Origin of the sequence: Solwaraspora sp. WMMD406 (assembly GCF_029626025.1) — a bacterium.
Classification (GTDB): domain Bacteria; phylum Actinomycetota; class Actinomycetes; order Mycobacteriales; family Micromonosporaceae; genus Micromonospora_E.
The window spans coordinates 2,273,540-2,297,495 of record NZ_JARUBF010000001.1; the positions used below are offsets into that span (position 1 = coordinate 2,273,540).

At 71.3% G+C, this 23,956-nt stretch carries 11 protein-coding genes; 2 read left to right on the plus strand and 9 right to left on the minus strand.

The genetic code is table 11. The features are described from left to right. Positions 1-3: 3 nt before the first annotated feature. The 4 genes from O7632_RS10445 to O7632_RS10460 all read right to left on the minus strand — a co-directional run bounded on the left by O7632_RS10445 (position 4) and on the right by O7632_RS10460 (position 9,821). Entirely contained in the window at positions 4-7,269 is a 7,266-nt protein-coding gene (locus O7632_RS10445; protein WP_278113544.1) for a type I polyketide synthase, read from the minus strand. Further along, positions 7,256-7,543, minus strand: coding sequence for an acyl carrier protein (locus tag O7632_RS10450; protein WP_278113545.1), 288 nt, complete (start codon positions 7,541-7,543; stop codon positions 7,256-7,258). The genes O7632_RS10445 and O7632_RS10450 overlap by 14 nt, the downstream gene beginning before the upstream one ends. 99 nt (positions 7,544-7,642) lie before the next feature. Beyond that, positions 7,643-8,941, minus strand: coding sequence for an FAD-dependent oxidoreductase (locus tag O7632_RS10455; protein ID WP_278113547.1), 1,299 nt, complete (start codon positions 8,939-8,941; stop codon positions 7,643-7,645). A 298-nt stretch (positions 8,942-9,239) separates the two neighbouring features. Beyond that, positions 9,240-9,821, minus strand: coding sequence for a sigma-70 family RNA polymerase sigma factor (locus tag O7632_RS10460; protein ID WP_278113549.1), 582 nt, complete (start codon positions 9,819-9,821; stop codon positions 9,240-9,242). Between the two features lie 253 nt (positions 9,822-10,074). Here O7632_RS10460 and O7632_RS10465 point away from each other — a divergent pair, with 253 nt between their 5' ends. After that, positions 10,075-10,803 (plus strand): TetR/AcrR family transcriptional regulator, encoded by a 729-nt coding sequence (locus O7632_RS10465; protein WP_278113551.1) that lies wholly within the window; start codon positions 10,075-10,077, stop codon positions 10,801-10,803. A 154-nt stretch (positions 10,804-10,957) separates the two neighbouring features. After that, positions 10,958-11,374 carry a hypothetical protein gene (locus O7632_RS10470; RefSeq protein WP_278113552.1) on the plus strand — a complete coding sequence of 139 codons (417 nt, stop codon included), beginning with the start codon at positions 10,958-10,960 and terminating at the stop codon, positions 11,372-11,374. A gap of 169 nt (positions 11,375-11,543) precedes the next feature. Here O7632_RS10470 and O7632_RS10475 read toward each other — a convergent pair whose 3' ends face one another. The 5 genes from O7632_RS10475 to O7632_RS10495 form a co-directional block, all read right to left on the minus strand. Continuing rightward, the gene (locus O7632_RS10475; RefSeq protein WP_278113553.1) at positions 11,544-12,749 is read right to left on the minus strand and encodes a GAF domain-containing SpoIIE family protein phosphatase; all 1,206 of its coding nucleotides are present in this window, start codon (positions 12,747-12,749) and stop codon (positions 11,544-11,546) included. 150 nt (positions 12,750-12,899) lie between these two features. Beyond that, entirely contained in the window at positions 12,900-13,184 is a 285-nt protein-coding gene (locus O7632_RS10480; RefSeq protein WP_278113554.1) for an acyl carrier protein, read from the minus strand. 51 nt (positions 13,185-13,235) lie between these two features. Beyond that, positions 13,236-16,541: an amino acid adenylation domain-containing protein gene (locus O7632_RS10485; protein WP_278113556.1), complete on the minus strand. Its 3,306-nt coding sequence runs from the start codon at positions 16,539-16,541 to the stop codon at positions 13,236-13,238. 97 nt (positions 16,542-16,638) lie between these two features. Beyond that, positions 16,639-18,276: a class I adenylate-forming enzyme family protein gene (locus O7632_RS10490; protein WP_278113557.1), complete on the minus strand. Its 1,638-nt coding sequence runs from the start codon at positions 18,274-18,276 to the stop codon at positions 16,639-16,641. Next, positions 18,273-23,909 (minus strand): non-ribosomal peptide synthetase/MFS transporter, encoded by a 5,637-nt coding sequence (locus O7632_RS10495; protein ID WP_278113559.1) that lies wholly within the window; start codon positions 23,907-23,909, stop codon positions 18,273-18,275. Before O7632_RS10495 ends, O7632_RS10490 begins: the two co-directional genes overlap by 4 nt. Between the last annotated feature and the right edge of the window lie 47 nt (positions 23,910-23,956).

Sequence of the window (23,956 nt, forward strand, 5' to 3'; positions counted from 1 at the left end):
GGGTCAGCGTGCGTGGGATGTGGACCGTGCGTCGCCGGTGTCCCGGACGATCGCCTGGATTCCGGTGAAGCGGACCAGGACCGTACCGTCGGTGCCGCACGCGCTGACCGTGCAGCGCACCGTCGGGGCGTCGACGGTGACCTCGTCGACCACGATCAGGAACGGCTCCCCGGTGGGCATCGGCGCGAACAGTTCGGCCCGGCCGACACCCGTCGGCAGGCTCGCCTGACCGGTGTGTCGGCGGACCCAGACCAGCACCGCCTGCAGCAGCAGGTCGGCCAGGGCCGGGTCATAGTGGTCGGCGCTCCAGGCACCGTCGGCGAGCGGGGTGTCCGGCAACTCGGCCAGCAGGACCATCCGCCGGCCCGGGTCGAGGACCCGACGCAGACCGCGCAGCGTCTCGCCGTGGAACAGGGTGCCGTCGGCGTACGCGGTGGTCTGCTCCCCGGCGTCGACGCCGGGCAGGCCGGTCAGCCGGGGCGTCGGGCCGAGGCCCGCCGTCTCGACGACCGCCCGGTATCGGGGCCGGCCGGCGTCGTCCCGCACGTCGACGCGGGTGCCGGAGCCGTCCGGGGTGACCAGGAAGCGCAGCCGCTCCGGTTGCCCGGAATCCAGAACGACGCCCTTGAGGACGGAGAAGTCCCGTGCGCCGACGGCCGGCACCCCGGTCACGGCGGCGGCGGTGGCCAGGATCCCGCCCAACGCCACCGTCGCCGGCAGCACCGGGTGGTCGTCGATCCGGTGGTCGGTCAGCACCGCCTCGTCGCGCAGCCCGGCCAACTCGCGGGTCACCCGTACCCCGTCGACCGGCAGCGGCCGGGGCTCGGCCTTCGACAGTGGCTCGTCCGGCCCGATGACGGTGACCAGGTCGGCCGAGTGGGCGGTGCCGAACTGCTCGGTGAACATCCGTACGCCGGTGTCCAGCGGAATCAGGTCCACCCCTCGTTCGGTGAACAGGCGGGCCAGTTCCGGGGTGACCATTCCGCCCGCCCAGGCACCCCAGTTGATCGAGGTGATCCGGGCGTCCGGCCGGGCCCCGCGCAGCCGCGACGCGATCCGGTTCAGCGCCTCGTTGGCCATCGCGTAGTCCGACTGCCCCCGGTTGCCGAAGAAGCCGGCGACCGAGGAGAAGAGGACCACGTGCCGCAGTCGGCTGGTGTCCAGCGCTGCCAGCAGCCCGGTCAGACCGGTCAGTTTCGTGCCCAGCACCCGGTCGATGTCCTCCGGCCGCTTGTCGACGATGAGCTGGTCGGCCAGGACGCCGGCGCCGTGCACCAGACCGGTGATCCGGTCGCGGTGTTCGGCCAACGCCGCATACAGCGCCGCCGGGTCGGTCACGTCGGCCGGCAGATAGGTCACCGACGCCCCGCCGGCCGATGCCTCCGCCAGTGTCCGGCGGATCTCCCGCTGCGCCGTCAACTCCTGGTAGCGCCGTTCGACGTCCTTCGGAGTCACAGTGGCCCCGTCGGCCCGCAACGCCTGGACGATCGCCGCCTTGAGCCGCTCCTGGGGCACCCCTTGGGCCCAGGCCGGCTCGTCGGCCAGCGGCGTGCGGCCCAGCAGCAGCAGACCGACGCCGTACCTGCGGGCCAGGTCGGTGACGCAGGCCGCGGTGACGCCGCGTCCGCCGCCGGTGACGACGAGCAGATCCTCCGGTCCGGGCGGGGCGAGCTCACCGCCGCCGGGGTACGCCGGACCAGCGGTCAACCGGGTGGTCCACCGGACGCCGTAGTCGTCGTACCCGACCTCACGCGTGGACGTACCGGCGTCGTGCAACTCGGCCAGGAGCAGCTCGACCACCTGCGGCACCGGCAGCGCGGCCGCGATGTCGACCGCCCGGCAATACACCGCCGGTGCCTCGATGGCCAGCGTCTTCACCAGGCCGGACAGGCCACCCAGCGCGACCGTGGCCAGGTCCGCCGCCTCGGCGGTCCCGTCCGACGCGAGTACGCCGAGCCGGCCGTCGAGCCGGGCCACGGTGACGAACGCCGCCCGGGACGTCTCGGCCACCCGCTCCAACGGTCGCTGCACCTCGCGGGCCAGCAGGGCGGCTTCCCGCAGGGCCGCCGTGGCGGCGGCGGTGTCGTCGGCCCGCTCCGGCGCCAGGTAGAGCACCAGGTCCAACCCGTCGTCGTACGCCTCACCGGCGTGGACGGTCCGCCAGCCGGCGGCGGTCAGGGCGTCGGCGAGCGCGTCGGCGAGCGGGCCGCCGGCCCCGGCCAGCAGGGCCACCGGGTCGTCCCGGTACGCCCTTTCCTGCTGGTCGGGAACCGGGAGCCGGGTCAGGCTGGCCTGCCACCGGTCGATCCGGGGCAGGCGCTCAGCTTTTGGGCCGCTGGTCACCACCTCCGCCTCGGCGGCCGCCCCCGCTACGAAGTGGACGATGTCGTCGAGGGTGTGCAGTTCGGCCAGGCGTTCCGGGCTGGCCGACGGCGAGCCGGGGAAGGAGTCCCGCAGCGCGCCCATGATCTCCACCCGCTTGATGGAGTCGATGCCCAGGTCGGCTTCGATGCCCATCGACGGGTCCAGCATGTCGGTCGGGTAGCCGGTCTTGTCCGAGACAATGGTCAACAAGGTGGTACGGACCGTGGCCTCGTCCATCGCCGCCGTGGTGTCGGCGGCCGGTGCGGCCGGGGCGGCCGGGGCTGCGGCGGCCGGTGCGGCCGGGGCTGCGGCGGCCGGGGCCGGGGCGCCAACCGCGGGCGAGACCGGGGCCACGGCGGGGGAGACCGGCGCGGCCTGCTCGACGGTCTCCGGCGGGTAGGTCGGAGCGTCCACCTGCGGCGGGTAGCCGGTACCCGCCGGGTTGTTCCAGGCGTACTGCTGCGGCCCGGTGCCGATCGCCGGCGGTTGGTACGCCGGCATCGCCGTCGGGTGGGCGACCGGGGCGTAGTCGATGCCGGAGCCGGGGGCGATCAGCGCGGTTTCCAGCTGCGCGAAGCTGCGCAGCACCTCGCTGGCCGAGGCGTGGCTCTGTCCGAGGGCCAGGCTGTGCTCGGCGACCGCGGTGATACCGGCGATCACGTTGTCGGCCGGCCCGTCGTGCCGCCGGCTGCCCTCCTCGACCAGGTTGGTCAGCCGTTCCGACAGACGCAGCTGGTTGTGCAGGTAGTCACCGTGCATCGCGAGGTGGCTCGCGGCGATCGCGCCGACGTTCGGCACCAGCTGATGCGGCATGACGGACCCGTTGCCGTTGCCGTTGTGGCCGTTGCCGTTGTGGCCGGCGTGCCCGTTGGTGTCGTGCCCGTTGCCGTTGTGGCCGCCGTGCCCGTTGCCGTTGTGGCCGTTGCCGTTGTGGCCGTCGGCCGCTGCGTTCGCGGCGACAGCGGCGGCGGCGGGGGCGGCGGGGGCCGGTGCGGACGTCGAAACGCCCTCGACCCGGTAGCCGTTGCGCAGCGCCTCTTGGTATTCCCGGCGGCGCCCCTCCGGTACGTAGTTGACACCGTTCAACTCGATCGTCATCCCCTCGGTGCGCGGCGGCGTGGTGGCCACCGCCTGGTAGCGGTTGAAACCGGTCAGCGGCAGGCCGAGGACGGCCAGCCGGGCGGCGAGCTGCTTCAGTGCGCGGTCGCTGTCGCGACCCGGCCCGGCGTCGGCGGCGAGCACGACCACGTCGGCGTGGTCGGCCAGGATTCGCCGTACCAGGCCACCCAGGACCTTCTTGGGGCCGAACTCGACGAAGACCCGGAAGCCGTCGTCGTACATCTGCGTGACCCGGGGCGCGAAGCTGACCGGGTTGGCGAGCTGGCGCACCAGGACCTGGGCGTTCGCCTCGCTGTCGGCGCCGTAACCGGCGCCGTCGGTGTTGGCGTAGACCGGGATCTCCGGCCGACCCACCGTGACCCGCGCGACGGCGGCACCGAAGCGGTCCACGGCGTGACCGACGTAGCGGGTGTGGAAGGCGGCGGCCACCGGCAGGGCCCTCGCGTCGACCCCGGCCGCCGTGCAGGACTCGACGAACCTCCCGACGGCCTCGGTGCCGCCCCCGACCACCAGCTGGTCCGGTGCGTTGATGTTGCAGACGACGACGTCCGGGTGGCTGTCGAGCAGGCGCTCGACCGTCGGCCGGTCGGCCGAGACGGCCGCCATGGTGCCCGGGTCGTCGCTGTCGGCACCGTCGCGCGTGGCCATCGCCACGCCGCGTGCCTTCGCCAGCGTGTGGAACTGTTCGTCGGTGAGGCTTCCGGCGGCCCAGAGCGCGGTCAGTTCGCCGAAGCTGTGCCCGAGGGCTCCCTCGGCGGCGAAGCCGAGTTCCCGCAGGTAGGCGAACTGGCCAGTGGAGATCGCGCCGATCGCTGGCTGGGCGTGGTCGGTGCGCCGCAACACCTCCTCCTGCCGGCGCCGGGTGGCGTCGTCGAAAGCCAGCGGCGGGAACACCACCCGGCCCAACGCCTCGGCGCCGGTGACGCGTACGGCTTCGGTGTGTGCGGCGGCGGTGTGTCCGGCTGCTGCGGCGGCGTCGAAGGCCGCCCGTACCGGCGGCACCGCGACCGCCGCCTCGGCACCCATCGCCACGTACTGGCTGCCCTGGCCGGCGAAGAGCGCGGCCACCCTGCCGGTGTCCGCCGCCGCCCGACGGTAGTAGGCCCCGCCGGGCAGGTCGAACGACTCGACGGTCGGGTCGTCGGCGATCCGCCGGCAGGCCTTGTCCCGCAACTCGTCGCGTTCGGCGTCGTCGCGGGCGACCACGGCCAGCCGGGCGTGTCCGGCCGGCACCACCGCGTCGTCGCCGGACCCGTCCGGGTGCTGGCCGACCTGGGCCAGCAGCGCCTGCGGGTCGGCACCGTGCCAGAGGTACACCCGCGCGGTACGGTGCAGCACCCGCAGCCCGGAGCCGGTCGGATCGTGCTCCTCCAGGACACAGTGGAAGTTCGTACCGCCGAATCCGAACGAGGAGACTGCGGCCCGGCGGCGGGGCCGCTCCGGTTCGAGGATCCACGGCCGGGTCTTGGTGTTGACGTAGAACGGGGAGTCGTCGAAACCCATCGCCTCGCGCGGCTTGTCGACGTTGATCGTCGGCGGCAGCAGCTTGTGGTACAGCGCCAGCGACGACTTGATCATGCCGGCGGCACCGGCCGCCGCCTTGGTGTGGCCGATCTGGCTCTTGACGCTGCCCACGGCGGCGAACTCGCGGTCCTCGGTGACCGCCGCGAACACCTCCTTGAGAGCACTGACCTCGGTCAGGTCACCGACGGCGGTGCCGGTGCCGTGACACTCGACCAGGCCGACCTGCTCCGGGCCGAAACCCGCGTCCTCGTACGCCCGGCGCAGCGCGACCACCTGACCCTCCTTGCGCGGGGCGTAGATGCTCTTGAACCGCCCGTCGCTGGAGGTGCCGATGCCGCGCAGCACCGCGTAGATCCGGTCTCCGTCGCGTTCGGCGTCGGCCAGCCGCTTGAGCGCCAGCATGCCGATGCCCTCGCCGATCAGGGTGCCGTCGGCGTTCTCGTCGAACGGCCGGATCTCGCCGGCCTTGGAGAACGCCGGGGTCTTGGAGAAACACAGGTACATCAGGATGGTGTTCTCGGCGTCGCAGCCGCCGGTGAGCATCAGATCGGCCCGGCCGGAGATCAGTTCCGCCGCCGCCGAATGCACCGCCGCCAGCGAGCTGGCGCAGGCCGCGTCCACCGTGCAGTTGGTGCCGCCGAAGTCGAACCGGTTGGCGATCCGGCCGGCCACGACGTTGCCCAGCATGCCGGGGAAGGAATGCTCCTCCCACGGCGCGAACGCCTTGACGAACTTCGCCGAGATCTCCTCGGCGTCGCGTTCGCTGAGCCCGCAGCTGCGTACGACCTCTTTGAGCACCGGCGTCTGCAACCGGGTCGCCAGTGGCTGGGTCAGCGAGTTGGCCCCGGTGATACCGAGCACCACGCCGGTGCGCTCCTTGCGGTACCACGGGGCGTCCGGCGCGCCCGCGTCGGCCAGGGTCTGCTTGGCGACCACCAGGCTGAGCAGTTGCAGGACGTCGGTGACTTCGAGGGTGTTGGGCGGCAGGCCGAACTCCATCGGGTTGAACGGCACCGTCGGCACGAAGCCGCCGCGCTTGGCGTACGTCTTGTCCGGCGCGCTCGGGTCCGGGTCGTAGTGGTCGGCGATCCGCCAGTGCGTCTCCGGTACGTCCTGGATGCAGTCGGCGGCGTCGACCACGTTGCTCCAGAACTCGCCCAGGTCGCGCGAGCGGGGGAAGAGCGCGCCGAGCCCGACGATCGCGATCGGGGTGTCCGCCATCCGGCGGGCGGTGGTGTCGTCGCTGTCCATGAAACGCTCCGATCTGGTCGATGTCGTCTCGTGGTCGGTGCCGGGCCGCTGGTCGGCGGGGTGGGTGCCACGGGCGGGTGCTAGGTCGGCACCCTCGCCCGGCAGGTCACGTGCCGGTTCGGCACCCTCGCCCAGCAGGTCACGTGCCGCGCCGGCGATTCGCCCGACGGCCGTGCGGTCCCGCACCATCGTGTAGTGGTCGCCGGGGCAGTCCAGCACCGTCAGGTCGTCGGTCAGCGACGCCCACCCCAGCGGGTCCGGCCCGTCCAGCAGCCCTCGATCGGGCCGGACCAGCACCACCGGCACCGGCGCCCGCCGGGGTTCGTACGCCTGCGCCAGCCGGTTGTTGCGAACCAACCCCTGCAGGTACGTGTCGAGCACCTTGCGCAGCCCCGGCAGGGTGGTGTCGTCGCGGACCGCCCCGTGGGCGCGGGCCAGGTCCAGCACCGTACGCAGCCCGCTGTCCCGGTCGGCCGGTGCCGGTCCGGCCGCCGGGAGTTCGACTTCGGACAGTGGGAGTTCGACGCCCCGACGGGCACCGAGGTACATGGCGAACCAGCGCAGCACCGTGGCGTCGTCGAGGTCGCCGTCGAGTGCCGTGTACTCCGGCACCGGCGCGATGCTGTCCAGCGTGAGTAGCGCACCGGGACGTTCGGCCGGCCCGAGTAGACCGGCCAGTTCCAGCGCCACGACTCCGCCGAACGACCAACCGGCCAGACACCACCGACCGGTGGTCAGGTCGCGTCGTCGTAGTTCGTCGGCGACCCGCTCGGCGAGCCAGGGGATAGAGGTGGCCGGGGCACCGCCGTGCAACGCCGCCTCGAAATACTCCGGTACGTGCTCGAGGTTGACCACGTGCAGCGCGGCCGTGGGCGCGAGCGCGGCGGCGAGGTCGGCGTAGACGGCGGTCGGCAACGCCCCCGGGTGCACCAGGACCACCGCTCGTGCGTGCGGTCCGGCGTTCCCGATCCGGGTCACCACCTCCGGCGGCCGCCGGTCACGCCGTCGCATCGCGCTGCTTTTCCACGATATAGCCGGCGAGCTCGTTGATGGTCGGGTGGTACCACAGCGCGGTGGTTTCCAGTTCGAATCCGAGCCAGTTCTCCAGTTCACCGGAGAGCACCAAGGCTTCGGTGGAGTCGAGGTCGAATTCGTCGAAGTACTGGTCGACGTTCACCCGGTCGGCGGGCACACTCAGCCGGTGCGCGAGTTTTCCGACCAGCCAGTCGCGTACCTCGTCCTCGGTCAGTACGGTGGCAGGGCGGATGGTCACCTGTTCTGTCATCGTATTCCTCGCTTCGGACCGTATCGGGGCATGGCGGACCGTGCTCCGCTCACGCTCGATTCATGGAATGAACAGTTGGGGCTTTTGGTGCGCTGGTTTTCAGGGGGCGATGCCGGCGGCGCGTCGGACAGCTTCGGCGGCGGCGACGCCCGAGTCGAATGCCGACTCGTGGCTGCCGATGATGTCGATTCCCATCTTTCGGGAGTGGAAGTACGATCCAGCGAATTTGATCCGCGAATCGTCGGCGTTGATCGAATGGATGTCGCGCTGGAGAGACCGGACCTCCGTGGTGAGGATCGGGTGCCGGTAGGCCATTTCGTGGATGACGAGTTCGTCGCGGGCGTCGAGCGGGCAGTCGAGGGTGACGAAGTAGTCCCGCTCGGCGCCGAGGTGCTGCAGGTCGTTGAGGTAGTAGACCACCCAGGACTGCTGTCCCTCGCCGTCGCCGACGCGCCCGTAGTTCCAGCTGCGCCAGCGCGTCCGGTCGGCCGGCAGCACCGACGCGTCGCTGTGCAGCAGCGCCCGGGTGCCGTGGTAGCGGATCGGGGCGAGTCGCTGCTGGCTCGGGCTCGGTGCGACGATCATGCCCAGCGCGTCGTCGGCATGGGTGGCGAGCACCACGTAGTCGAACCCCTCCGGCCCGTCGGGGCCGTATACGACGACCTGGTCGCCGTCGGTGCGGACCTGTCCGACCGGGGCGTTCACCCGTACGTCCACTCCGGACCGGGCGAACGTCTCGGCGACTCGCCGTACGTAGCTGATGCTGCCTCCGGTGACCGTACGCCAGGGAGCGCTCCGCCCACCGAGGCCCTCGTGCCCGTGGGCGAAGAAGAAGGCGATGATCGTGCTGGCCGGCATCTGCCAGATCCGCTCCGCCGGCACCGACCACGCGGCGGTGGCGATGAGCACCACGAAGCCGTACCGGAACGCGGCGCTGTAGCCGTTACGGTCCAGGTACTCGCCGAGCGGGATGTCGGCCTTGCGGCGGATGAAGTCGCGCGGCGCTTCACTCTGGAAGCGGCGCGCTTCCCGCCACAGACTGGCGAAGTCCGCGTCGTACCGCTGCCCGATCTGCTCCTCGGTGAGCTCGAAGTCTTCGGACACGTAACTGCGCTGCCGGTCGAGGTCGAAGAAGCAGAACTGTCCCGGGTGGTCCTGGGTCTGCACTCCCAGTTCGCCGAAGAACTTGGCGAGCATCGGGTAGTGAGCCTCGTTGTAGACGATGAAGGCGGTATCGAGACCGAGAGTCCGGTCGCCTTCCTGGACCTCGATGGTGTTGGCGTGTCCGCCGAGTCTGCTGTCGGCTTCGAACAGTGTGAGTCGAGCGTCGTCGCGCAGATGGTATGCGGCGGCCATGCCCGCGATCCCGGCGCCGACCACTGCTACTCGAGGGGTCACCCGCGTCCTCCCTTCGCTGGCTACTTCCTCCATACAGAGAGGGTGGTCGACGCTCTGGATACATGACGGGCGAAGTAATTTAGATGAGTTATCATGATCAATGTGACGGCCGACACGCCTTCGCGTGTCGGCCGTCACATTGATCATGGGATGGTGGCTCATTCGCCTGGGTCCGGGATGCGCATGAGAAGCGATGTCGACGTCTGCGACAAGCGCTGGCATCTGCTAGCTGGAATGTGCGTCCACCTATTGGAAAGGCGTGCTCACTGGAAAGGCGCGATCGGGACGTCGGCCAGGGTCAACTGGCCAGAGCGAGTTGCGGCCGTAAGCTGTCGCGTAGCCGCCGCAGCAGGCGATTGCGGGTCGGCCCGATGGAGCCGCGAGGTATGCCCAGGGCAGCGCTGATCTCGTCGTAGCTCATCGCCGGCTCGTGCAGGAGCATGGCCAGTAGCGCCTGGTGCTGCTTGTCGAGGCTGCGGTAGGCGGCCATCAGCCGGGTGTCCGCCGAGCGGTTGACAATGATCTCCTCCACGACCGCAGCGGTGTCCGGCTGGGCGTCGAAGGGCGAGTTGTCGCCGATCGGTACCTGCCGGCGCTCCCGCTCCACCTGCTTCATTGCCTCCCGGCGGGCGATGGTCACCAGCCATGGGGCCAGTTTTCCGGGCTCGCGCAGTCGGTGGAGGTTTTCCACGACCCGCAGCCAGGTCGCCTGGCAGACATCTTCGCAATCGGTGGTGCGCAGCCGGAACGACCGGGCGACCGACCAGACCACGGGGGAGTAGGTGCTGATCAGCTCGCGCCAGGCGGCTTGGTCTCCGGCCTGGCAGGCCGCGACGAGCAGCGCCGGATGGTGGGGAAGGGTTGGTCCTGGGGTCGGCACGTGGTTCGGATGAGTGGCATCGTCGTGCGAGGGTGTCTCTGAGCTGGTGCTCAGGCTGACCACATTCACCTTCCCTGCCCCCTGACAAGTTCCGCGATCGAAAGTAACAGTAGCTTAGATCAGATGCGTTCGCTAGCGATAGACGCTACAGTTAACACCCGACAACACAAACTCCATGAACCGGACACGCGCCGCTGGACCCGCGCGTGGCGAGGTTCGCGCCGGAAGGAGGGCTCGAGCCGTGGAGAGAGCGATGACGCCTCCCCTGACCCGCAGGCAGCGGGTCAGGGATGCCACGCTGCGGGAACTTGTCGCGGTCAGCCGTGACATCCTGAACAGCCAAGGGACCGAGGCGCTGACGATCCGCGCGGTCGCCCGCGAGATGGGCATGACGGCGCCCGGCGTCTACCGCTATTTCGGTAGTCACCGTGACCTGATGGACGCGGTGATCGTGGCCATATTGGACGAGCTCACCGAGTACATCTCCACCGAAGTCGGCCAGGTCGACCCGAGTGACACCGCCGCCCGGTTGATCGTCGCCAGTCGGGCGTTGCGTCACTGGGCCGTCGAGCACTGCCGGGAGTTCCAGCTCTCCCTGATCGTCACGATCCCGCCGGAGGAGGACGACGCTCTGGTGAGCCAGGCCCGTCGACAGGTTGGCGGGCTCTTCGGCGCCATCTTCGCCGAGCTGTGGAACGAGTACGACATCCCCGCCGCCGAGCCCCAGCGTCACCCGGCCGCGACGAAGGCGCTCGCCGAGCGACTCCTGCAGCGGCTGGAGGTGCCGTTGCCGAACAGTCTCGCCGCCATGACCTTCACCCGGTGCTGGCTACGGCTGTACGGAGTGGTCTGCATGGAATCGATGGGGCTGACCCGGACCATCGGCGACGAGGCCGGCGTGCTCTTCGAAGCCGAACTGGCCGACCTGGCCCAGCAACTCGGTCTGCCCGAGTCCGCACTGGACGCGGGTACTCCACGGTAATCTTCCCCCGCCAGAATCGATCCGATCACCCGCGACCGTCACGTTGGCTGCGTCACCCCGAACGACCGTCACGTCGGCGTCGCGCGGCCACCGTCGAGGGCGAACGCCCCACGGTCGACAGTGGAACGTCTGGACCAGAGGAGACAGGAGACCCATGACCGCCGTAGCTCTCAGCGCGGAAAGCCGGATCATCGCCGGCGCTGTGCTGCTGACCGTCGTCACCATCGCCTTCGGCGGCTGGTTCCTCAGCCGCGTCGTGCGAGGCCAGGTCGAGATGACCCCGTTCCAGGCGGCGTTCGCCCGAGCCGGCCACGCGCACGCCGGTGTCCTGGTGACGCTGGGACTGGTGGGTCTGCTCTACGCCGATGCCACCGGCCTGTCGGGCGTCGCGCTCTGGATCGCCCGGCTCGGCGTACCGGTCGCGGCGGCGCTGATGTCCGCCGGCTTCTTCCTCTCTTCCCTGGGCAAGGGGGTGACCCGGCCGAACAGGCTCATCATCCTGCTCTGGCTCGGCGCGCTCAGCCTCTGCGCCGGGGTGATCGCCCTCGGCCTCGGGCTGATCACCGCCTGAATACCAGCCCGAGCGGGCACGTCCGAGCCGTGCGCGTAAGCCCCACCGCCTGCTGGCCGGACCGGAACCCGGTCTGACCAGCAGGCGAGACGAGCGGCGAGGACAGTGACCAGCGACGGATCGGCCCGTCCGACCGAGGGCCCCGTGAGGTGTCCGAGACGATGGACGGTCAGCGGCGGCGCAGCGCGACCATGGCGATGTCGTCGACGAGCGGACGGCCGTCGACCAGAGCGCCCATCACGGCCGAGCAGGCGGCCTCGGCGCTGCTGCCGGTGATCGACCGGCACAGCTGCCGTAGGCCGCTGTCGATGGTCGGGCCGCAGCGTTCCACCAGTCCGTCGGTGAAGAAGAACAGCAGCGACTCGGGGCGCAGATCGACCGAACGGGCCCGGCGCGGCCGATGGATCCGGGTGCCGAGGGGGAGATCTGCGGGCACCAGGACGCAGTGGGCCTCGGTGTCCGGGCCGACCAGCACCGGGGCCGGATGCCCGGCGGTGGACAGCGACATCACCGTCCGGGACGGGTCGATCGTCGCGTAACAGACCGTCGCCATCAGATCCGGTTCGAAGTGCTGCATCTTGCGGTCGAGCCGGGCCAGCACGTCGGCCGGGTCGGTGGTCTCCAGCGCGTACGCGCGTAGTGCGCTGCGTAGTCGCCCCATCACGATGGCGGCGTGCAGGCCGCGTCCGGTCACGTCCCCGATCGCGACCCCGACCCACCCGTCGGGCAGCGGCAGTACGTCGTACCAGTCGCCACCGACCCCGACGTCGTGTCCCGCCACGTACCGGGCGGCGAACTCCAGGCCGGTCACCGCCGGCAGTTCGGTCGGCAGCAGGTCGTGTTGTAGCGCCAGCGTGGTGGTCCGGTCGACCTGCCGCTCCCGGACCTGGCTGGCCAGCGCGATCCGGTCGGCCAGCAACCGCAGCATCTGCTCGTCGTCGCCCCCGCCGCCGAGGCGGCCACGGGTCGCCACGTGCAGTACGCCGATGACCTGCCCGTGTGCGGTGACCGGCACCGCGAGCAGCGCCCGAATGCCCTGTCCGCGCAGACCGGGGTGGGCCAGCTGGGCGTCGTCCGGGTCGGTCAACCGGACCGGAGCGGCGGTGGACACCACCGCCCCGGCGTAGCCACGCCCGAGCGGCAGCCGGACCGGGTGAGCATGGCCCGCCTCGATGCCCCAGGCAGCGGCGGTGACCAGTTGCTGGGAGTGGGCGTCGAGCAGACACACCGCGGCGCTGTCGACATCCAGCAACCCACCGGTACGGGCCAGTGACTCCGCCAACAAGGCGTCGAAGCTCAGCCGGGACAGGTCAGGGTCGGTCACCGCCTCGATGCGTTTGAGGCGCTCGTCCGCTTGCTGACCGTCCGCTGGCACGACCGCAGCCTAGTCCAGCGGACGCGGCCATCCGCAACGAAACACGACGATGTGATTTGCCCGGCCGACATGGTACGGGCACGTCGTGAACGGTGGTTGACTCGTGACGCAGCGCTGGGCTGGCTCGGACTGGGTTGGTTGCGTGCCTGGTCAGGCGGTGGTGGCAGATGCGGTGGTGGCGTCCGGAATCGGCCGGGCGTCGGCCAGTGACGCGACCAGATCGTCCACCGTGTCCATTCGCCGCCCCGGTCCGCCGAACTCGACCTCGACGCCGAACTCCATCTCGATCGAGTCGACCAGCCGGAGCAGGCCGAGTGAGTCCACCCCCATCGCGACCAGGGAGCCACCGCCGAGCACGTCGTCGACCGGCACGTCTCCGCCGGTGGCCGCGCTGACCAGTTCGGCGACCCGCTGTCGTAGCTTCTCGTCATCCATCGTTTCCTCCGTACCGCTGCTCTGGTTGGGTGGGGGCCGGCCGGGACGCGGTCAGTGACCGGCGCGCTCCTGCCGGACCACGTCGGCGATCTCGGCGATCGTCGGGGTGTCGAAGAACGCGTCCAGCGGCACCTCGACTCCGAGCCGGCGGTGGATCCGGCTGCTGATCCGGGTGATGGTCAGCGAGTGTCCACCGAGGTCGAACAGGTCTTCGTGGATGCCGATCTCCGGAATCTGCAGGACGTCCTGCCAGATCAGCCGGATCTCCTCGATGACCGGATCGCCTGAGCTGTCGGCACCCGAGCTGTCAGCACCTGAGCTGTCAGCGTCGGTCAGCGCGGCCAGTGCCGGGCGGGCCGCCTGCCCGGCCGCGTTGTCGGCTGTCTCTCCGGCGGCACCTTCGGCTGCGGGATGGCCAGCCACTGGTGCTCCCATCGGGGCCGGCGGTGGCAGGGCGGCCCGGTCCAGTTTGCCGTTCGGGCTGACCGGTAGCCGGTCCAGGACCACCCAGTCGGTCGGCAGCATCGCGGTGGGCAGGCTCTCGGCCAGATGCCGGCGTAGCGCGGCCGGGGCGGGTGCCGGACCGCGTGGCACCAGGTAGCCGACCAGCCGCGGTTCGTCGGTGCCGCCGTCGGTGGCGTGCAGCAGCACCGCCGCCTGAGTGACCGCCGGGTGCTCCAGGAGCCGCGCGGTGATCTCGCCCAGTTCGACCCGGTGGCCACGGATCTTCACCTGGTCGTCGGTCCGGCCCAGGAACTCGATCCGCCCGTCCGGCGTCCATCGGCACAGGTCCCCGGTCCGGTACAGCCGTCCCGGGGCGCGGCCGTCGGTGAACGGGTCGTCGACGAACCGCTGCGCGGTCAGCTCCGGGCGGCCCAGGTAGCCGTCGGCCACCCCGCGTCCACCGAGATAGAGCTCGCCCGGCACGCCGATCGGCACCGGTCGGCGCGCTTCGTCCAGCAGGTACGCCGTGGTGTTGGCAACCGGCCGGCCGATGGTGACCTCGTCCGGTTCGGCTGGGATGTCCGCCATAGTGGCATATATCGTCGCCTCGGTCGGACCGTACCCGTTGACCAGGCGGCGTACCCGCTGGCGCAGGTCCCGGGCCAGTGGCACCGGCAGGGCCTCGCCTCCGGTCACCGCGACCACCGAATCGTCGAGTCCGGCTTCCAGCAGCACCCGCCAGCCGGACGGGGTCGCCTGCACGTGGGTCACGCCCTCGTCACGCACCAGCCGGAGCACGCCGGCGCCGTCCAGGGCGCTCACCCCGGCGGCGACCACCACCCGACCGCCGGTGGTCAGCGGCAGGTACAGCTCGACCCCGGAGATGTCGAACGACAGCGAGGTCAGGTTGAGCCATCGGTGTGCCGGCTCGGCGTCGAACTCGTCCCGCATCGCGAGCACCAGGTTGGCCAACGCCCGGTGCGGTACGACGACTCCCTTGGGTCGACCGGTCGAGCCCGAGGTGTAGAGCACGTACGCCGGATCGTCCGGTGTCGGCAGGTCGGTGGCCGGTGCGGAGGAGCCGGTACCCAGGCCGGCCTGGTCCGTCTCCGGCCCGGCGTGATCCGTCTCCGGCCCGGCGTGATCCGTCTCCGGCCCGGCGTGATCCGTCTCCGGCCCGGTCAGGTCGACCTGGTCGAGGGCCAGCGTCGGGACGTCCGTCGTCGGCGGAGCACCGGAGGCCGCGAGGGCGGCGGTGGCGGAGGAGGCCGTCAGCACCAACGTCGGAGCGGCGTCGGCGATGATCATCGCTCGCCGGGCCGGTGGGTACGCCGGATCGACCGGCACGTACGCGGCGCGGCACCGCAGCACCGCCAGCAGCGCGGCGACGGCCTGCCAGGAACGGTCGAGCGCGACCGCCACCACGGCGCCACGACCCACCCCCCGGCCGCGCAGCGACGCGGCGAGCCGGGCGCTGGCGCGGTCGAGGTCGGCGTAGCTCAGTCGGCGTTGGCCGTCGACCACGGCGACCGCGTCCGGCGTCCGCCGTACCTGGTCGGCGAAGAGATTGACGACGGTGGCGTCCGCCGGATAGTCGCGGCCGGTCGCGTTCCAGCCGTGGCAGACCTGTACGAGCTCCTCGGCGGGCAGCACCGGCAGCCCGGCGATCGGCTGATCCGGGTCGGCGGTCACCGCGAGCAGCATGGTGCGCAGCTGAGCACCGATCCGGGCGACGGCGTCCGTGGCGATGGCCGCCGGACTGTGCTGCAGACTCAACTCCAGGGTGTCCGGGCCCGCGTCGTGCCCGGGGCCGTCCACGATCTGGATGTGCAGTGCGTTGCGGGCGGCGCCGCTGAACAGCGCCCATTCGACAGAGGTCGCCACCTGGTCGAAGGTGGGTTCGGGGCCGCGACGCCGGTATCCCACCGAGACGGGAGTCAACGCCGGAGCAGGTCGGAGCCCGGACACCACGTGGGCCAGCGGGACGGCCCGAATCCGGTTCAAGGAGCGGACCTGGTCCCGGACCGCGTGCGCGTGGTCGCGGAAGTCGCCGTCGGTGACGGTGACGGTGACGGGCAGTTCGTTGACGAAGAGTCCGACCTGGTCGGTGGTCTGCTCGGTCCGGGTGGACAGTCCGACGCCGACCGGCGTGCCTCGGTTGCCGTACCGGTCGAGCAGGAGATGCACCACGGCGAGCACCAGCTCGAAGCGGGTCACCTCGAGCTTGCGGCGGGCCTGGTCGAGCGCGGCGACCAGATCCGGGCCGAGAGCCACCGGTACGACGGCACCGGGTTCGGCTGCGGCCGGAATCCGGGTCAGTCCGGGTAGGACGACGCCACCCGGTCCGGTCCAATGGGTGGCCCAATGGGCGCGGGCGGCGGCGGTCTCGGCGGCCACCCGGTCCCGTTCGGCCGCCGCGTGCCGCTGGTAGTCGGTCGGCAGGGGTGCCAGTCGGGCCGGCCGACCGGATCGGGCGGCGGCGTACGCGGTGGCCAGGTCCCGGACCAGCACGTCCTTGGACATCCCGTCGAACACCAGGTGGTGTGCCGTGACCAGCAGCAGCTGGCGGCCGTCGGCCCCGGCCAGCAACTGGAACCGCGCCAACGGTCCGGTCCGTAGCTCGTGGCCCCGGGCGATCTCGGCCGCGATCCGGTCGTCGGTGAGGTCGCCGACGACCAGGGTCGGCGGGTGGGCGGCCGGTGCCAGCCGGGGCATGCCGTCGTCGTCGGCGATCCGGGTCGTGAGGATCGGGTGTCGGGCGACCACCGCGTCGCAGGCCGCCGCCAACGCGGAACGGTCCAGGTCGGCGGCGAACCACACCCCCAGAGCCATGTGGTACGCCGTACCAGCGGCCCCGGCCTGTTCGGTGAACCATACGGCGTGCTGGGCGTACGTCGCTTCGGCGGTACCCACGTGATCCTCCTGGTGCTGCTGCTGCTGGTGCTGTCGTCGTTGCGGTAAGTCGGTGGCCAGCTGCCGCTGGCCGGGCCGGCCGGTCGTGCCCGGCTGATCAGTCGGCGGGCGGGTCGAACAGCGCGGTGAGCTGTCGTTTCAGGACCTTTCCGGCGTCGTTGCGGGGCAACGTGTCGGTCACCACCACCCGGGCCGGCAACTGGTAGTCGGCCAGCCTGCCGGCGAGGAACGCGCGTACCTGCGGCAACGCCAGGTCGGTGGCGGGGACGCCGGGGCGGGGTACCAGCACGGCCGCGACGGCCGAGCCGAGCACCGGGTGCGGCATCGCCACCACGGCGGCTTCGGCCACCGCCGGATGGTCGTGCAGGGCCGCCTCGACCTCCAGCGTGGAGATCTTGAACGCCCCTGACTTGATCATGTCCTGGTGGCGGTCGGCAAGGTAGAGATAACCGTCCTCGTCCAGCCGGCCGAGGTCCCCCATCCGGACCCAGCCGTCGCGGAACGTGTCCCGGTTGGCGTGATCGTCGCGGTAGTAGGACCGGGGATGGGCGCAGCGCAGCCAAACCTCGCCGACCGTGCCCGGCGGCACCGGTCGGCCCGCGTCGTCGGCGATCCTCAGCTGTCCGTCGATCGCCCGGCCCACCGCCGTACGCCGCGCCGGGTCGAAGATCATGACGGTCTGGGCCGGCGCGGCCTCCGTCGAGGAGTAGTAGTTGACGATCGTCGCGGCGGGGAAGCTGTCGGCCAGCCGGGCCGCCACGGCCGGTGCCAGCGCCGCTGCGGTCGACCCGATCAGCTGTACGCCGGAAGTGTCCCGCCCGTGCAACGCGCCCGATTCGAGCAGCTCGATGGCCATCGAGGGGACCAGGAAGACCGTACCTGTCCCGGGGGTGGCGATCAGCCGGGCGAACCGTACCGGCGTGAACAGTGGCAGCGTCAGCGCCGTCGGCTTCGCGGTCAGCGCGTTGAACAGCATGGTCTGCCCGGCGTTGGTGCCGATCGGGAAAGCGTGCAGGAACCGCTCCGAGTGCGCCAGTGCCAGCCGGCGCGGATGGCGGGGTGCCCCGGCGACCAGGTTGGCATGGCTGGCGCCGACTCCTTTCGGCCGACCGGTCGTACCCGAGGTGTAGAGGATCTGCGCCAAATCGTCCGGCCGGACCCGATACCCGCCCGCAGCTCTGCCCGTGTCGTTCACGCCCCCGCTGTCTGCGCTGTCTGCGATCAGCTCGGCCACGCTGCGTACCGCGATGCCGTCCGGTGTGGCCGGACCGGTCGCGTCCGTGCCGGCCACCGTGCCGGTCGCGCCGGGGTCACCAGTCGCGCCGGTCGCGCCGGTCGCGCCGGGGTCGTCGGGCAGCGATCCGTGCACCACCATCTGGGCGTCGCAGTGGCGCAACGCGTACTCCAGTTGGCCGGCGGCGAGCCGCTCCGACAGCGGGACGGCCACCGCGCCGGCCCGCAGCACCCCACAGTACGCCACCGCGTAGCCGGTCCAGTCCCGCGCGCCGAACACCAACCCGACCCGGTCACCCGGGCGCAGACCGGCGCGCCGCAGCGCGGTGGCGACCGCCCGGCTGCCGGCCTGCCAGTCCGCGAAGGTCAGCCGGTCCACGCCGTGCACCTCGATCGCCACCCGGTCGGGGTGCTGGGCGCACCGCCAGTCCAACAGCTCCGGGACCGTACGGGCGGCCGGCGGAGCAGGAGCGCGCCGGGGTGCCCCGGTCGCCGCCGTCACCGCGCACCCGCCGCGATCCGGGCCTGGCGGGCCTCGATGCCGATCAGGTCGTCCGGCGGCGCGTCCGGGACCTCGTCGTCGAAACGGGACAGCACCCGGGTCCGCAGCGAGACGATCGCGGTCAGCGCGATGCCCAGCCCGAAGACGACGTAGAGCAGGGCGATGCCGCGCCCGGGACCCACTCCGATGACGACGCCGACCGACGAGGCGAGCGCGCCGTCGGGCATCAGCAGCGGCTCCATCAAACTGGTGGCCAGCGGCGCGATCACTCCCCACCCGAGTGGCATCGTCGACCAGGCGACCATCTGGTTGAGCGCGAACACCCGACCGTGGAACCGCGCCGGCACCTTGATCTGGATGATCGTGTTGTAGATGCCGTTGACCAGGCCGAGCGAGCAGTACATGCCGAAGGCGCCGGCTCCGATCACCAGCAGGCTGGGACGCAGCCCGGTGAGCACACAGGCCACCGCGATGCCGAGCGTGCCGATCAGCACCGCCCGCATGCGGTATCGACGCGGCCCGCCCCAGACCAGCATCACCAGGCCGCCGAGCGCCGCGCCGACGCCGCCGGTGAGGGCGATCTGCGCCACCTGGGCCAGGTCGGCGAAGCCGAGCACCAGCGGGGAGAGCAGGAACAACACCGGGAACAAGAACAGGTTGAGCGCGGCGAAGAAGGCGAGCATGCCCCGGAACTCGCGCCGGCGCAGCGAGTACCGCAGCCCGCCGAGGATTTCCTGGCCGAGGCTTTCCCTGCGCTGCAGGGCCAGCGTACGGGGGAAGCGGATGGCGATCAGCACGGCGATGGCGAAGACGTACGCCACCACGTCGATGATCATGATGCCGCGTAGTCCGACCGCCTCCAGCAGTGCGACCGCGAGCAGCGGCACCATGAACTGGGTCAAACCAACCGCGGTCTGGGTCAGACCGTTGGCGTGTCCGAGGAAGCGTTTCGGCACCAGCTGCGGCACCGCCGACACGAACGACAACCGTTGGAAGGCCAGCACCACCGACAGCCAGCCGACCAGTAGGTAGAAGTGCCATATCTGAGCCTGGTCGGCGATCAGCAGCCCGGCCATCACCGCCTTGGCTCCGCCGGCACCGACGCTGGACAGCAACAGGATTCGTCGCCGGCTGGTCCGGTCGATCACCGCGCCGGCCAGCGGTGCCAGCACCAGGCCGGGCAACAGGCTGACGATCGAGAAGAGCGCGAAGCGGGCCAGCGAGCCGGTCTCCAGATAGATCCACAACGGTACGGCGAAGTTGGTCATCGCCGTACCCGTGGTGGTGATGATCTGACCGGCCGCGACCAGGCCGAACCGGCGCAGGCTCGGCTGCGGCCCGGCCGGCGGTGCCACGGCCGGCCGGGCCGACCCGTCCGACGTCGCCGTGTCGGCCGCCGCTGGCCGGCGATCGGAGACCGCCTGCAGCCGCCAGGCCGGATCGACGGCGTTCGTCGGCGTGGGTGGATCGACGGCGTTCGTCGGCGTGGCCGGCCGGTGGTGAACGCCGGTCACGATGTCGGCCAGCTCCTCGGCCCGGTATTTCAGGAAGTAGTGCCCGGCCTCGTCGATCACCGCCAGCGCGGTCCGGTCGCTGAGGAAATGCCACTCCTGGAAACGTTCCTCGTAGAAGTCGGTCCCCCGGTCGCGTTCCCCGACCACCGAGATCACCGGTGCCCGCAGCTTCGTCACCTGATCGCGCAACAACGCGGTGAAGTAGTCCTCGGAGACCCGGGCGTCGTGCCGCATCGCCTTGATCAGGAACGCCACCTCGTCCGGGTCCAACGAACCGATAGACGTACCTTGGGCCTGTAGCCAGGTTCGGTAGATCCGGTCACTGCGGATCCGCTCGACCAGCCGTAGCCGCAGCAGCGGCCCGAAGATCCCGCCGCTCGGACGGCCGAACGGGAACACCGCGCCCAGATAGACCGCGTCCAGGTCGCGTCCGGCCGCCTCCAGCCGACGAGCCACCTCGACGGCGAGCGCGCCACCAGGACCACAGTGGCCGTACAGGATCAGCGGTCCGTCGACCCGATCCAGGATCTCGGCGACCACCCCCTGCGCGACTTCCTCGATCGGTGCCGGTTCGTCGGCCAGTCCGATGTCGTGACCGGGCATCGCCACTGACAGCAGCCGGTGACCGGCCGGCAGCGCGTCGGCGAGGGGCTGGTAGACGACGGCGCTGCCGCCGCCGTACGGCACGCAGACCAGGGTGGCCACCCGGGTCGTGTCCGGCGCCGGCGGGGTCAGCTCGTGCAGCAGCAGGCCGCGGTCGGTGCCGTCCCCGGTGAGCAGGCCGGCGAGTTCCCGTACGGTCCGGTGCCGGAACAGGTCCATGACGCTGACCGCCGGCCGGGCGTCGGCGGTGCCGACCCCGGTGACCGTCGGTAGTTCCCGCCGCAGCCGCGCCACCACCTGGGTGGCCAACAGCGAATGACCGCCCAGGTCGAAGAAGTCGTCGGTGGCGCCGACACCGGCGACGCCCAACACCGTCCGCCAGATCTCGGCGATCAGCGTCTCCACCGGCCCGGCGGGCTCGACCCGTTCCCCGGTGGGCTGCTCGTCGACCGGATCCGGCAGGGCCCGGCGATCGACCTTGCCGTGATCCTGCAACGGCAGCCGGTCCAACCAGCAAAACCGGCTCGGGATCATGTGGTCGGGCAACCGGTCGGCGAGCAGCCGACGCAGTTCGGTCCGGTCCGGCGCGGTCCGGTCCGGCGTGGCTCGGTCGGGCGTGGCTCGGTCGGGCGTTGCCTCCTGCGAGGTCGGTTCCAGGTAGGCGACCAGCCGGTCGTCGCGCAGGACCACCGCCGCCTGGTGGACGGCGGGCAGGTCGCGCAGCGCCGCCTCCACCTCGCCGAGTTCCACCCGGAAGCCGCGGATCTTGACCTGGTGGTCGGTGCGGCCGAGGAAGACCAGCTGCCCGTCGGCCCGCCAGCGGCCCCGGTCGCCGGTGCGGTAGAGGCGGTCACCCGGCTGGCCGAACGGATCCGACACGAACCGTTCCTCGGTCAGTTCCGGCTGGTGCAGATAGCCCCGGGCAAGTCGGTCGCCGCCGAGATAGATCTCGCCGGGGACGCCGACCGGCACCGGGCGCATTCGGGTGTCGAGCACGTGGACCCGGGCGTACGGCAGCGGCCGGCCGATCGGGACGGCCCCCGGCCCCCGGTCGTCGGCCGACACCGGGTAGGTGGTGACGCCGACGGTGGCCTCGGTCGGCCCGTAGTGGTTGAACACCGCCACGCCGTGCCGGGCCAGACCGGCCGCCCAGCCCAGGTCGGCCGCCTCGCCGCCGAGGATGAGCGCCCGGCGGGGGAGCAGGCGGGCCGGGTCGACCTCGGCGGCCAGTGCGGTCAGGTGCGACGGGGTCATCTTGAGGTAGTCGATCGCCCGGGTACGTAGCTCGTCGGCGAGCTCCTCGCCGGTGCACCGGCGAGGCACCAGGTGTACGGTCCCACCGGTTGCCAGGGCGAGGTAGAACACGGTGACGCTGAAGTCGAACGACAGCGACTGCAGCAACGCGTACCGGCTCGCGGGGACGATCGAGAAGCGTTCGGCGACCCCGTCGAGGTAGTTGAGCACCTGTCGGTGGGCGACCGCCACCCCCTTCGGGGTGCCGGTGGAACCCGAGGTGTAGATGACGTAGGCGAGGTGGTCGCCGCCGGCCCCGCTCTCCGGTCGGTGCGTCGGCTGGGCCGCCAGGGTGTCGTTGATCAGATCCAGACAGGTGGCCCGGTCGATCTGCGACGCGACCCCGCCGGTCGGGTCGGTCTGGCCCGCCCGGTCGGTCGGGTCGGTCTGGTTGGTGCCACTCGACAACTCGGCCCGGATCTCGCTGCTGGTCAGCACCACGGCCGGATCGGCGTCGGCCAGCATCAGCGCCAACCGGGCCGGCGGCTGCTCCGGGTCGAGCGGCAGGTACGCGCCACCGGCCCGCAGCACACCGAGCAGCGCCACGGCCAGCTCCACCGACTGGTCGAGACAGATCCCGACCAGTCGGTCCGGTCCGACTCCCCGCGCCCGCAGGAAGTGTGCGAGCTGGTTGGCCCGGCGGTCCAGCTCCCGGTAGTCGATCCGGTCCTCGCCGCAGACCACCGCTGGTGCCTGCGGGCTGCCCGCGACGTGCCGGTCGATCAGGTCGGCCAGGGTGACCGCCCCGGCGGTCGCCGGCCGGGGCGCGTCCGCCGGTGGGGTCGGGCCGGTCGCGAACTCGCGTAGCCGCCGCTCCTGCCCGTCGTCGAGCAGCGGCAGGTCGACCACGGGGAGGTCGGGTCGGGCGAGCGCGGCCCGCAGCAGTGTCTCGTAGTGGGCGCCGAGCTGGCGGGCGGTGTCCGGGTCGAACAGGTCGGTGTTGTAGACGAGCATTCCCCGCAGCCCGTCGCTGGTTTCGCTGACGTACAGGGACAGGTCGAACCGCGCCGCCGCCGCGTCGCTGCCGAACCCCGTACTGGTCAGGCCCTGCGGCCAGGTGGTGGCGGCCCGCGAGTAGTTCTGCAGGGTGAACAGGGTCTGGAACACCGGAGCGCGGCTGACGTCGCGGGTCACGTTGAGTTCCTTGACCAGCCGTTCGAACGGCACTTCCTGATGGCTGAGCGCGCGCACCACACTGTTGCGGGTACGTCGCAGCAGGTCGCTGAAGCTGGGCTCGCCGTCGTTCTCGCGGTCGCCCTTCTCGCGGTCGTCGTTCTCGCTGCCACCGTCCTTGCGGTCGCCGCCGTCGTGCGGCTTGGCCGACAGGTCGGCCCGGATCGCGACCGTGTTGACGAACAGACCGACCAGCTTCTCCAGCTCCGGCACCACCCGGCCGGCCACCGGGGAACCCACCGCGAAATCCCGCTGACCGCTGTAGCGGAACAGCAGCGCCTGCCAGCCGGCGAGCAGCGTCATGTAGAGCGTGGCCCGCTGAGCCCGGCCCAGGCGGCGCAGTCCGGCGGTTAGCTCGGCGTCGAAGGCGAACCGGTGGACGTCGCCGGCGTACGAGGCGACGGCGGGTCGCGGCCGGTCGGTCGGCAGTTCCAGGGGCGGCACCCCGGCGAGCGCGCCACGCCAGTAGGCGAGTTCGCGTTCGGCGGCCGGCCCGTCGCTGCGGTCGCGCTGCCAGGCCGCGTAGTCGGTGTAGTCCACCGACGGCGGTGGCGGAACCGGCCGGCCGTCGGTGAGCGCGCCGTAGAGGGCGGCCACCTCGGCAAGGAGCAGGTTGAGTGACCACCCGTCACTGACGATGTGGTGCATTCCGACGTGCAGGACCTGGTCGGCCTCGCCGAGCCGGACCAGCAGGACCCGCAGCAGTGGAGCGGTGGTCAGGTCGAACGGGGTCCGCACGGCGGCGTCGACGAGCGTCCGGGCGTGCGCCTCGTCGTCCGCCGTGACCACCGTGAACGGTACGGTGACCTGTGGAATCACCGCTACCTGCGGTTCGCCGTGGGCGTTCTCGGTGAAGCACATGCGCAGGCTGTCGTGCCGGGTCGCACAGGTGTCGAGCGCGGCGCGGAGCAGGTCGGCGTCGAGTGGTCCGTGTAGCCGTACGGTGCTGTGCACGATGTAACCGGCTGTGTCAGGAGTCAGTTGCTCGGTGAACCAGATCCGTTCCTGACCGAACGATAATGCCGGACTTTGCCCGTTTCGGCGCTGCATCACTTGTGATTGAATCGGGACATCCTGCGCCGGTACGTCGAGATTCG